Source organism: Vibrio sp. MMH1-50 (genome assembly GCF_022347645.1).
GTDB lineage: Bacteria > Pseudomonadota > Gammaproteobacteria > Enterobacterales > Vibrionaceae > Vibrio > Vibrio harveyi.
Genome location: NZ_JAKRGG010000042.1, coordinates 31282 through 44017, shown reverse-complemented (window position 1 = coordinate 44017; position 12736 = coordinate 31282). Strand labels below are relative to the sequence as shown.

Below are 12736 nucleotides of genomic sequence, written 5' to 3'. Positions count from 1 at the left end.
TTGGCTTGTATACTTTGTTGCCGATTCTTGATTTAGAGTGACTAGATCTTTAAATCGTCGCCGCGTCTACAAACCAAGTCATTCTCGCTGAACCTAGCAACTCGAGGTTACTTGGGTATAGTCTAAGAATGTTAGAAATGAAGGTGGTGGAAACCGGGGAACGAGACATCGAGTCGGTTCGCCGGTATTGGGGATAAACAAAAGCCCGCAGTATGACCAACGGGCTTAATGTCTGGGTCTGTAGACTGTTTAAACAGCTTCCTCAAACTGTTTGTCATCTTCCTCTTCAAGTTGCTGAATATGTCGATTTGCTTGCTGAAGCTGGTACATCTGCGCGTATCGTCCATTGTGTTTTAACAGCGCTTTGTGCGTGCCACTTTCAACCAAATCGCCATGATGCAAAACGATAATCTGATCGGCATCTAAAATAGTCGATAATCGGTGCGCAATGACGACAAGCGTCATATCTTGGCGCAGAACTTCTAAGCTTTTTTGAATCAGAGCTTCAGTACCCGAATCGATGTTCGCGGTTGCCTCATCCAAGATAAGGATTTTTGGTTTAGCCACCAAAACACGCGCCAGCGCAAGCAACTGCTTTTGACCTGCAGAAAGATTCGTTTCGCCTTGTCCAAGTTGTGTGTCTAGACCATTCGGATAACGACGAATTTGTTCTGCCAATCCTACCTTTTCTAGTGCATCCCAAACTTGAGTATCTTCGACCGCTCTACCTAAAGAAATATTTTCTTTTACGCTAGCAGGTAAAATATGCGGGTCTTGTTGAACCATGGCAACGTCTTTACGAAGTACGTCTTTTCCTAGGGACTTTAATGGGCGACCATCGATGCGTAACTCACCGATGTTCGTTGGATAAAAGCCCATCAGTAGTGATGCGAGGGTACTTTTACCACTGCCGGTATGACCAACAAGAGCGATAAAGTCTTGGTGAGCAGCTTTGAGAGAAATGTCTTTCAACACGTCTTGTTTGCCATCGTAGCTGAAAGTGAGGTTGCTCAATTCGATTGCACCCGTTTGGAGTGGGCGGTGATCGTCACCATAGGTTTGTTCTTTCGCATCCATCAACTCGAACACTCGCTCACTCGATACTAATGCTTGCTGAAGTAATGCCAACTGCTGAGTCATTTCAATCAAAGGTTCAGTTACGCGCGCTAAGTAGCTTATGAAGGCATAAAGAACGCCGACACCAATCATTTCTACGCCATTAAAACCAAAGATAGCAACGAGTGAGAGTAGTGCAAGACCCGCGAGTAAATCCATGAGCGGACGCAGTAGGAAGCCGTTCAAACGAATAACTTTCTTTGATGCGACTAAATGATCTGCGGTGAGCCCGTTGAATTGCTTGTTGAATCGTTCTTCTTGCTGCATCAACTGCACTACACTCATGCCTTGAATAGACTCACTCAAGTTGGCGTTAATGTCTGTCAGTAAATCACGCATGTTGCGGTAGCTTTCGGTACTTAGTTTTTTGAACAGGTACATGAAGCCGATAACGATAGGTAGGAGCACTAACACCACGATCGTCAGTTTCCAGCTCATGTAAAACATAACCCCAAGCATTACCAAGATCATCACCGCGTTCTTCACTACCGTCGCGATTAGCAGTTCGTAAAACTGTTGCAGCGATTCCGTGTCGTTGGTGATTCTTGAAACCAACTTACCAGCAGGAGTGTAATCAAACTCGGACAAGGGTTGCTTGATGACGCCAGCGAAAACTTGTTTGCGAATCGTTTTTATTGTGTTGGTCGCCACAATGCTGAACTGCAGCGATTGGAAATATTGAAACGTCGCTGAAATAAGCTGTAATGCGATGTAGCCCGCTGCCAATGAAATCAAAATATCTCGTGAATAATCACCTTTCGCGATGTGTTCATCAATAAAGTATTGAACGAGCCAAGGTCCACCCGCGCTGGCTAACGCGGCTATAAACAGCAGTGCTAAGCCTTTTAACATCGGCTTTGGTTGCGACAATGGGTAAGACAATAACCGTTTAAACGTTGTTGATTGCTTCATTATTCGTCCTCCATTGCTTGTTCTAGTTTTTGATATTGGTACATCTCTGCGTACCAACCTTGCCGCTCAAGAAGCGAGCGATGTTGACCACGTTCTGCGATGTGACCGTGGTTGAGTACGACAATCTCTTCGGCTGCCTCTAACGCAGTGAGGCGATGAGCGATGACGATTAACGCCTGTTCACGGTAATGCGTCTCTAGGTTCTTTAGTATTTGATGCTCTGTACGCCCATCAACGGCAGATAGAGCGTCATCTAAGACCAGCACTTGTGCATTGAGCAACATGGCACGAGCAATAGCGATACGTTGTTTCTGACCTCCAGAGAGGGTAATGCCTTTTTCGCCCACTTCTGTTTGATAGCCTTCAGGAAACTTCTCAATATCGTCGTGGATACAAGCTAGTTTCGCCGCACGATAAACGTCTTCTTTTGATGCGTCAGGGTTACCTAGAGCGATGTTGTCGAAGATAGATTTAGAGAACAAGAACGGGCTTTGATTGACCACGGCAAAGCGGTTTCGCCATTCTGGTAAGAGTGCGTTTTTGATTTTGATATCACCAAATTGAATCGTACCGTTGTCCATGTCATGTTGACGAAGCAGTAGGGTTAGCAAGGTTGATTTGCCACTACCGACAGGACCTGCAATGCCGAGCATTTTTCCAGGCTCCAAAGTGATGTGAACATCGGTGAGCGCAGCGGGCAGATCTTTTGACCAGTGGAACTCATTAATCTTGATCTGCAAAGGTAATGGATCCGTGCCTAATGGTGTATCGCCACTGATGATTTCTGGCTTCTCATCAAATATTTCTTGTAGGCGATTCCACGCAGCAGAGCCTCGTTCCAGAATATTGAACAAGAACGCGAATGCCAACATCGGCCAGATCATAAGACCTAAGTACATGGTAAATGCGGTCAAATCCCCAAGTGTAATATCACCTTGGTCAACTAAATACGCACCTGATGCCACGCTTAGGAAGAAAGACATGCCAATGGTCAATTGGATTGCTGGGTCAAAACGTGCGTCAACGCGAGCTACCGCGATATTCTTCTCGCCAGTATCATCGACGACATCTTCAAAACGCTTTTGCTCTTGGTTTTCTAACCCAAAAGCTCGCAGCATACGTACGCCATTCAATGATTCTTGAGTCATGTCTGACATTGTGGAGAAAGCTTCTTGTGCGATCTTAAAACGCTTATGCAGAATGCGAACAATGAAAAAGATGATGATCGCGAGGAATGGCATCGGTAAAAGAGCCATTAACGTCAGCTTCCAACTGATTTGTGTCACCATAATAATGAAAACAGCAATACCCGTAATCACCGAATCTGCCGCGGTTAATACGCCTTCACCGGCTGTCATCACGACGTTGCGCACGTCATTGGTGCCACGAGCCATCAGGTCGCCAGTTTTGTATCTTTCGAAGAATCGAGGAGGTTGCGTGGATATATGGCGGTAGAGTCGGTTACGTAAAATAGTGCCTAATTCCCAACTCGCGCCAAATAACCAGATACGCCACAGAATTCGACAGCCATATATCGCAAAAAATAACGCAATAAGCCCGGTTAACCACATCAGTAAGGTGCTGGTTTCTAGCGTGTTATCAACCACACCATCGACAATAATGCCGACTGCTTTAGGGGGAACAAGTTGAAGGGCTGAAATGACGGCAAACAATAGGATTGACCCCACATATTGTTTCCATTTGAGTTGGAAGTACCAACGCAGCTGCCAGAATATTCTCATTTCGCCTCCTGCTTAAATTATTGAATTTGTTATAGAACTATTATTGAGCGAATTAATGAGTTTACAAGCGGAATTTTTGAGCGAAATGAAAAACAATACAATGTGTCGATTTGGAAGGAACAGTGTGGTTTGCTGCCTTATGTATCGCTGAAAGGTGTGGATGTAACGAGATAATGTGAATTTATTGTTAAATTGGAGTTTTGAAGGGTTTTGGGTTGTTAGGGGATAAAAGCTTCAAAAGTGATACTCTTGAAGCTCATTCCGAATGGTTTTAGCAGTCTCTAGTTTGAATTCCGTATTTTATTTGACCACCTGATGTTTTCGGGTAGTAAACCTCAACATAACAAAGATGAGAGATATCTACGGGCTTATTAGCAAAGCCAATCAAGAAGTAAGGTTCGTTTTCATCATCCACGCCATACCATCGATTGATAGTTAATTGAGGGTCAAAACCAGCGAGTTCTTGTGCAGGTATTACGTTCTTTATGTATCCGTAATAGCCAATTAAATCCTTAACACCATCGCTATCCAAGTCAATATTCTTGACCTCTCCACCATCGACTTGTTCTTGAGATTGCATGACTGCTTTCGCATAAACTTGATTGTTTGCGGTCATCAAAGCTTCTCTTGCGCCATGCAAGACCGCAATACGGGCGTCTTTTTGGATGTCTAAAAATTTTGGAAACGCCACAACACTTACTATTCCCAGAATGACGATACAAATCACCAATTCTATCAGAGTAAAACCTTTGGAATTACGCACAGCCAACCTCCGAATTTGCTTTTATAGACTGCTATTCTGGAACAAAATTATGGCTGGAAAGGTATTGAAAAAGAATGAAGTTATGCGATGAGTAGTCATGTTCTTATATATAAAACAAATTGCTCATTTTTTTAACTTGAAGTGTGTTTGTTTTTACATAAAAAGTTATTGAGATATCAGTAAGAAAAAGCCCCATTTCAGCTAAAATGAGGCTCGGTAAATCAGGTCGTTATGATGGATTCGTTGCGGTCTGTGAGCCTTGTTTGAAAACAAAACGCCAAATGAAAAGAACTACGGCTATGTAAGCTAGACCAACGCCAAGCGCTTGCCAGTGCATGCCGTTATACATCGCGATTGGCATCAAAGATATGATGAAGATGTCAGTGATTGAGCCTGGGACATAAGCGATGGCGTAATCATCAAGTACCTTGCTACGCATCTTTGGATCGACAATACGCAGTAGGGCAATACCCATTGCAACCGTACCCGTCAGCCAACCCCAAGAGAAGATGCCTTTTTCAAACCAATCGTCTCCCATGATGCGTGGAGCCACCCAAAAGATTAACCAAAGTGTGAAACATACGCCGCCAAGAGCTAGTACTACCATAGGCATTAAGTATTGAGCCAAGACGGTAATCTTGATTGCAGAGATACCGAAGATAATCAAATAGTCGGTGCTGATGCCCGCTGCATGTTTGAACGCGCCATCACAAAGGTAACGTGACGCTTTGGTCTGCTTTGCGACAATTCGAACCAACATACCGCCAAGGAACCCGGTTACAAACGTTGGGATCTGCACCTTATCGTGGAAGGAAGATAAATAGTTAGCAGCAACATAGGAGAACGCCGTTACTACAACCACCAATGCGGCGTGAATCGCAAAAGAATCAACCGACAGGGAAGACATAGTGTCTTTCATTACCGGTTCTTGATCATCAGGTTTAACAAGGCCTTTGCGTTCGTGTTCGTCCATGCTGTCGAATGTCGTAAAGCTACGAATCCAACCCATCTTCAATGCGAATTGCAGCATGAGCATGCCGACAGAAATCGAAATGAAGATACCCACGGTTGCGAAGGTTAAACCTAGTGTGAAGCCATCTTCCCAACCAAGCCCCGTGAATATTTCGCCAACAACAGAAGCTGAACCGTGACCGCCCATAAAGCCTGCAGACATTGTTACGCCAAAGGCTGGATTAATCTCTGGCCAGAAGAAGGTAGTGATCGCGAGACCAAACATTGCTGCAAATAACCACTGTGAAACAGAAGCGATTTGGTTGAATGCCCACAATGAGCCAGCGCGCTGTGCGACGGTCTTAGGTGATGGGACATCAGTTGCCAGACCTAACGCAGAAAAAAGTGCAGCAGTTAATAGGCTTGCGTTAGCGGTAAATGTATCGGTCCACGGCAGTATGTTTAGCAGGGCTGGTCCAAAAATCAGACCGAATAATCCCGCGAGAACCGCCGATGGAATGTACATACGTTGTAGTAGTGGCGTGTGAACGCGAATGACTTTTGCCAAAATCAATAGTAAGCCAGCAATGGCTAAGTCAGTCAGCATTAGACCTTTAGGCATTTTATCCTCCAGTAAATGCAGTCAAGGGGTAGCGTCCTTGTGACCAACCTTGATTGAAAAATCGCTCCCAACGAAAAAAGTCACATACGTGACCAAAAGTGTTGAGAAATCAATGTCGTTTTCATAAGCAAAGGAATGTGCTTATGCAGTTTGAAATGAGTGCAAATGTCGTGATTACACACGAACTTGGAGAGAAATTAGATTAAATTTCTCGATGTTATTTTGATAGTTCACTCAGGAAAGGCGGCAATCCTAGTCACTTTGTCAGGGCAATGCAATTGATGGGAATCAATAAATTATGTTCATCAAATGAGCGTTCTGTACTAACAGTATGAAAAATAAAGATAATTAATGAGAAATAATATTTGTTATATCGACAATAAAAACTAATTGCTTGGTTAAATTACAGCCGTTTTGTCTGTTTGTATTATTGGCTCACATGAGAAAGAACAAAATCGACGAAGGTGCGATTTTTAAGGGAAAGCTGTTTTGAACGGTAAAGCAGGTGGATCGGCTTTGGCTTGGGAATGTGTGAATGGAGAATTTCTACCAACGCGCCAGACTGGATTTCTTGTTCAACTAAGATCTTTGGTTGTAGAAGAACACCAGAGCCTTTTAACGCGGCAAACTTAAGCACATCACCATTATTAGACGTTAATCGGGTGTTGCTGTTTCCAAAGGTATTAGATGGCATGTTCACCACTTGTTGGCTTTCTCCTTGGTGATACTGAAATCCCAAACAATGATGATGTTCAAGGTCATCAAGCGATTGGATAGGGGCATGTTGCTCAAGGTAAGAGGGTGAGGCGCAGTAAGTCATGTCGTATTCCCCGAGTTTTCTTGCAACTAACGATGAATCGACCAACTCACCAATGCGAATAATCACGTCTGCTTCGCTTCGATATGGGTCAATCAAACTGTTATCCAACATTAACTCAACGTTCAGTTCGGGAAATTCTGCTAAGAAGTCAGCCACGATGGGCGCAATCACCCTTTTACCATAGGTAACTGGGCAGTTAACTTTTACTGTTCCAGTTGGGCGGTTGATCAGCGTCTGGATTAGGTTCTCAGCGTTGGTGATGTCTTCAATAATGCGGTGGCACTCTTGATAGTAGAGTCTGCCAGCTTCGGTCAAGGACTGTTTGCGCGTGGTGCGATGAATCAGCTGCGTACCTAAGTTTTGCTCAAGAAAGCTCACGTGTTTGCCAACCATGGTCGGTGAAATGTCAAAGTGGTGTGCGGCGTTACGAAAGCTGCCATGTTCGATCACGTAAGCGAAAACCTTCATGCTTGTTAATTTATCCATTACACACCCAGAGTTGATAAAGAAATAACTAAAGCAGAGTTTATCAATCATATGAGGTTAATTACAGTGGACGTATGATTAAGAGTGGAGAAAGAGATCCATCATGAGCAAGACGATTTTTGTTACCGCCGAACTGAAAATGAATGCCGATAAACCAAGACAACAAGTGGTTGAGGTCATTGAACAATTTTGCCTTGATATGCAGAGCGAAGCTGGGTGTTTGCAAGCGAATGCGACCTACGATTCGAAAGAACCACTGCGTGTGATTCTTTGGGAGCAATATGAAAACCGCGCCGCGATTGAAGCGCATTTTGCTATGCCGCATACACAAGCGTTTATTGCGGCTGAAATGGCGGAGTTAGTTCAAGCATTCGAAACTCAAGCTCAATAGGAGACGTGAACATGAAATGGGGCATTTTAGGCACAAGCTTTATCTCAGGTGTCATGGCAGAGGCAATCCAAGGCGATGACAAGAGTAAGCTCTACGCAGTTGCTGGACGTTCGGAACGGAACTTGAATGCATTTGCTGAGCAATATGGCATCGAGAATACCTTCACCGATTACGATGCGTTGATTGCCGATGAACAAGTCGACATTATTTACATCGCACTGCCAAATCACCTTCATCATGACTTTATCGTCAAAGCGGCAGAGCAGGGTAAAGCGATTCTTTGTGAGAAGTCACTTTCGGTAGATATGGAAAAAACTGAGCTGGCTCTAAAGGCAGTCGAATCGCACAAGGTATTCTTTGCTGAAGGCTTGATGTACTTGCATCATCCGTTGATCAGCGAGTTACTTTCGGTGCTTAAATCGAGAGAGATCGGTGAACTTCGCTCCATCCATACTTCTTATATTGCGTCGATTGCGCAGTTTGTTAATCCAGACAGCAAAGGCGCTTTGTATAATTTAGGTTGCTACCCAATATCATTGGTGCACTTGGTGGTGAAAACCATGTTGGGTGAACAAGCCTTTGGAAACCGCTCTATGACGGCGATTGGTCGACGAGGTAACGATGGGAATATCTGTGAATCGAGCTTGATGATGCAATTCGGTGAGCAACAAACGGCGAGCGTGCATACCGCCGAAGATCACGGATTGAAACACCAATTCACCATTCTGGGTAGCAAAGGCTGTATTACGTTAGACTCGAACCCATGGCTACCAACGCAAGATAACCAGTTTAGTGTGGAAATTTACGAGACGTCGAAGCGTGAAGTGTTTGTACCGGCAGCTGGGGACGCTTTCTTCTATCAAGTGCGCACTATTCGCCAAGCGGTTGAGGAGGGGCGTACCTCGTTAGAAAACCCTTGTGCAACATGGGAAGACTCTCACCGCATTATGCAGATACTGACTGAGTGGGAATCACTGGCTTCAAAGTAAGTCTGTACTTGAACCAATGAACATAAAAACGGCGCACTAAATCCAATGATCAGTGCGCCGTTTGTATTTTGGGTTTAATCTCGGTTAAATGCGATTATCGCCGGTGCTGAACGCAATAACTTGGCTGATTTCAGACAGGCTTCTACCACTTTCTTGTTGCCATTGCACAAACGCTTTGTTGGTGGCGTCGAGCGACTTTTTAGTGTCTTTGCCACCTTCAATGATCTTGCAATTACGCAGGTAAGCCTCGACGTCGCTAGACAAGATAAAGGTATCAACGCCCATTTGGCGAAGTGTGTAAGGACCGGTATTTCCACCTAGGCGATTACCGTGTTTCTTCAAATATGCCCATAGGTCGGTGATTTTCTCTTGCGGCCAATCGGCAACCATTTTGCCAAACGAGCCGTATTCGATTTTTGCTTCGTGGATCATACGAGCATTAGCAGGGATCGACATGACTTTAGTGAGATGGCGAATGATGCGTTTGTCGGTTGCTTTGGTTTCCCATTGCTCGTCTGACAGCATTAACAAGGGCTCAATCTTAAATCCGAAGAATACTTCTTCGAAGTTCGGCCACTTGTTGCGAACCACGCTCCACGAAATCCCACTTTGGAATACCTTCATCGAAAAAGCGGCCAGCCAACGGTCATCGGGAATCGCTGCCAATTCTTCTTTGCTTAGTGGATGAGACAAAAGCGCTTCAAGTTGATCTTCACCACCTTTACGCTCAGCAGCGCGCTGATAAATCGCGTCAAATTTTTCGATACTCATAAAAGAAGTTAGTCCTAGTTTATGTCGATATTTGCGAAACATACTACGCTTAAGTGGCTGAATCGTAAATTGATGGAGTGTCACAAATGAAGAAGGTCACATTAACGTTTGTCGGGGAAGGTTCGGATCGTATTGCAGAAAAATTCTATGCGTGGATGACGGACGGTGGGTTGGAAGACAGCATGATTGAGAATTTATCTGACCGTGAAATCTCAGTGGTCGGCATCAGTGATATGGATAATGAAACGCGTGATGTGGTGATCAATACGGAAATGAACTAAGTCAGCAAGTAGAATCAGACAAAACAAAGCCCTTCTCATGAAGGGCTTTGTTGCGTTTATAAGCATGGGAGCTTAGTTGTTTACCAGCGTCAGACCGCTTGGGAGTGCATCACCAAAGATACGCTTCGATTCGCTCTCAGATAGCTCTTTGACTTCTTCAACCAGTGATACCCAAGATTCAGGCACCTTACTTTGCTTCAACTTAGCCAGTACCTGCTCACGGTAGTCGTCAGAGATATCGAATAGGCGGTCGCCCGTCTTACGACAAATCATCACGGCTGCGAAAGCGATCATTGGCTCTTTCTGCCAGTTCTGCTCTAATAGCTTAGGCAACCATTGTTCCGCTTGTTCACGAGGAATTACGTTATGCTGGCTGCCATACAAAGGCGTACGCGATGCCAAACGACCCATTGCCCACCAGTGCGCTTGTTCGAATTGGTTATGGTTGATGGCTTTGCTCAAGAACCACGTAGCCAATAGAACTTTGTCTTCGACTTCTAGGTGTTCAAGCGATGCCGCTAATCGAACCATGGATTCATAACCCATGTCTTGCGCCGCTTTGGCTGATTGTGGGTTTTTCATCGCGCCAGGGTGTAGGTATTTCGCGATGTCCGCCAAGATAGTCTCTTGCTGCTCTTGGCTTAAACCACCTGCGATACGACGCCAGAATACCCACCAGTCAGTCCAACCTTGATGGTTCTTAAACTGAATGTTTTGTTGGTAGAGACCCCAAACTTGCTCAATGCGCCATGAGTCGGTTGGATCGCCAAAGCCCGGACGCAGTGCAAAACCTGCTAAACGAAGCCAGTTTTTCTCGTGCTGTTCAGAGCGGCGGCGACGCTTACGACCTTGAGCAAAGGTATCAAAAAGTTGACGTAGGGTAGTGAAATCCCACTCGTCACGTTTGCCCAGTTTCTTCTCAAGATCTTTGGCTAAGGTTTTGATCTCTTTGCTTTCTGCGCTTTTCTTGTTACCGCTGTAAAGGCGAGCGATCAGCTCCTTACATTCGTTCAGTTTAGGGTGAAGCTTAACTTGCTCGCTGTCGTCGGTTTGCTTGTTACGAACTTCGAACTCCAGCTCCCAACGTTTGCTGTCATCTTCTGCGCTGACACATTCCATCTTAAGCGTGCCGACTTCGGTCAACTGACACGCCAGTTGCACTTCTACGCGCTCTTTCTGGTTGGCTTGCAGTTCAGCGCCTTCACCTTCAAGGGTGGTGATATAAGGTGGCAGAGGAGCAAATAAGTCGGGGTCAACGTCCACCATCACGCCGTTTTGAATAGCGGTGTTATTGGTTAAGGTGTCGTGGGTAGAAGTCAGCAGGTTAAAGCGAACAGGTTCACCTAGAGTAAGCGAGAAACGACGACCACTTAAGCGGATCTCGTGACCTTCTTCTGTGCCTTTTGCAAGCAAACAGAGCGCTTTGCCCATCTTGTTCTTCTCTTGAAGATGCAAGAAGTAAGAACGCGCTGCACCACCACCAATTTTTAGCTGTGCACCACGACGTGCTTTACCAAACGCAACAGCACCTAGTGCAACAGACCAATCTGGATGTGGGTTATCTAATACCGTAACCGGAGCACCACGCCAATCGGACAGTAGGGTAGTGACTCGCTCAGTCACAAGTTCACTATTGAACACACCACCGTTAAGTAGCAAACCGACTGGAATGGCATTTTGTTTGTCGTCTTCAAGGTCAAGAGCGGCACGGGACACTTGCTGATGCTGAGTTAAGAACTCGGCAACGTGTTTGCTCACTGCTGGGTCAGCGACGTATGGAAGACCAAACTCAACAACGGCGCTGCGGCGTTTGTCTGGCACTTCACTGAAATCAGAAAGCGGGAAGAAGCCATCTAAAGCGATTTGGTGCACTTCTTGTTTGCTCAGCCCAATACTCTTTGTTCCGCCAAGAAGTTTCGAGCCGCTGCCCAGCATGGTGATCTTCACTTCTTCAGGTGCACTCGCTGAAAGTAGGTTCTCTTTCGCCTTACGAGTTTGCTGAATCAGCTTAGTCAGGCTTGCAGCAGTGAGCTTCTTACTTTGGTTGAAGCGGCTCTCTGCAAGGTGTGCTAATGCTAAGTCGAGGTTATCACCACCAAGCATCAAGTGCTCGCCAACACCAATACGATCAAGGGCTAGTTCATCTTGAGAAGAGAAACTGGCTTCAATCAAGCTCAAGTCGGTAGTACCACCGCCCACATCACACACCAGAATCAGCGGTAACTCTTTGAGTTCATCAGCTGCGGTTTGCTGGTGGCGTGCGTACCAGTCGTAACATACGGCTTGCGGTTCTTCGAGCAGGACGATTTTTTTCAAACCTGCCAACTCAGCGGCTTCAAGCGTGAGCTTACGAGCGGTTTCATCGAACGATGCTGGAACGGTCACAACCACATCTTGGTCTTCTAGCTTATTGCTAGGGTGACGGTAGTTCCATGCTTGACGAATGTGGTTGAGGTAGCTTGCGCTGGCAATAACGGGTGAGACTTTATCTACGTCTTGCGCACCAGCCCAAGGAAGAATGTCAGAGCTACGATCCACTGCTTGGTGCGATAACCAGCTTTTAGCACTGGATACCTGACGTCCTTCCACCTTTGCGCCTAATTCACGAGCCCATTCACCCACGATCACATTACTAATGTCGCCGGAAACAGGTTCGTTTTCCCAAGGGAGTGTCAGGTCAGAAGGGGAGATTTGACCAACCGCAGGATGGTAGCGGAAAGAGGGCAGCAGTGGCTTACGAACCACTTCACCCGGACCAATCAATTGGTCGATGTCGAATAGGGATACTTCGGATTGTTCAAGGTTGTCGGTTATTTCACAATACGCCACCACAGTGTTTGTGGTGCCAAGGTCAATACCAACAAGAAAACGAGGAGATGCCATACAAACCTT

General features: G+C 45.6%; 10 protein-coding genes. 3 read left to right on the top strand and 7 right to left on the bottom strand.

Annotated features, from left to right (window positions below; genetic code table 11):
• Nucleotides 1-249: 249 nt before the first annotated feature.
• The 5 genes from MHO32_RS22220 to MHO32_RS22200 all read right to left on the bottom strand — a co-directional run bounded on the left by MHO32_RS22220 (nucleotide 250) and on the right by MHO32_RS22200 (nucleotide 7412).
• The gene (locus MHO32_RS22220) at nucleotides 250-2028 is read right to left on the bottom strand and encodes an ABC transporter transmembrane domain-containing protein (RefSeq protein WP_005444422.1); all 1779 of its coding nucleotides are present in this window, start codon (nucleotides 2026-2028) and stop codon (nucleotides 250-252) included.
• Complete coding sequence (locus tag MHO32_RS22215) at nucleotides 2028-3770, bottom strand: ABC transporter transmembrane domain-containing protein (RefSeq protein WP_005444420.1); 1743 nt, start codon at nucleotides 3768-3770, stop codon at nucleotides 2028-2030. The genes MHO32_RS22220 and MHO32_RS22215 overlap by 1 nt, the downstream gene beginning before the upstream one ends.
• 271 nt (nucleotides 3771-4041) lie before the next feature.
• The gene (locus MHO32_RS22210; RefSeq protein ID WP_005451816.1) at nucleotides 4042-4533 is read right to left on the bottom strand and encodes a type II secretion system protein; all 492 of its coding nucleotides are present in this window, start codon (nucleotides 4531-4533) and stop codon (nucleotides 4042-4044) included.
• A gap of 229 nt (nucleotides 4534-4762) precedes the next feature.
• Entirely contained in the window at nucleotides 4763-6106 is a 1344-nt protein-coding gene (locus MHO32_RS22205) for a sodium/glutamate symporter (protein ID WP_047513657.1), read from the bottom strand.
• A gap of 427 nt (nucleotides 6107-6533) precedes the next feature.
• Nucleotides 6534-7412, bottom strand: coding sequence for a LysR family transcriptional regulator (locus MHO32_RS22200; RefSeq protein WP_239214048.1), 879 nt, complete (start codon nucleotides 7410-7412; stop codon nucleotides 6534-6536).
• Nucleotides 7413-7515: 103 nt separating this feature from the next.
• On the opposite strand from MHO32_RS22200, the gene MHO32_RS22195 reads away from it, so the two are divergent.
• Nucleotides 7516-7803, top strand: coding sequence for a putative quinol monooxygenase (locus MHO32_RS22195; RefSeq protein ID WP_239214036.1), 288 nt, complete (start codon nucleotides 7516-7518; stop codon nucleotides 7801-7803).
• 11 nt (nucleotides 7804-7814) lie between these two features.
• Nucleotides 7815-8792 (top strand): Gfo/Idh/MocA family protein, encoded by a 978-nt coding sequence (locus MHO32_RS22190; RefSeq protein ID WP_239214033.1) that lies wholly within the window; start codon nucleotides 7815-7817, stop codon nucleotides 8790-8792.
• A gap of 84 nt (nucleotides 8793-8876) precedes the next feature.
• Here MHO32_RS22190 and MHO32_RS22185 read toward each other — a convergent pair whose 3' ends face one another.
• A complete protein-coding gene (locus tag MHO32_RS22185) occupies nucleotides 8877-9563 on the bottom strand; it encodes a DNA-3-methyladenine glycosylase I (protein ID WP_017819464.1) in 687 nt (228 codons plus the stop codon).
• 86 nt (nucleotides 9564-9649) lie between these two features.
• Here MHO32_RS22185 and MHO32_RS22180 point away from each other — a divergent pair, with 86 nt between their 5' ends.
• Nucleotides 9650-9844 (top strand): hypothetical protein, encoded by a 195-nt coding sequence (locus MHO32_RS22180; protein WP_005377692.1) that lies wholly within the window; start codon nucleotides 9650-9652, stop codon nucleotides 9842-9844.
• A gap of 72 nt (nucleotides 9845-9916) precedes the next feature.
• Here the strand turns inward: MHO32_RS22180 and MHO32_RS22175 are convergent, their stop codons facing one another.
• The gene (locus MHO32_RS22175) at nucleotides 9917-12727 is read right to left on the bottom strand and encodes an Hsp70 family protein (RefSeq protein WP_239214030.1); all 2811 of its coding nucleotides are present in this window, start codon (nucleotides 12725-12727) and stop codon (nucleotides 9917-9919) included.
• Between the last annotated feature and the right edge of the window lie 9 nt (nucleotides 12728-12736).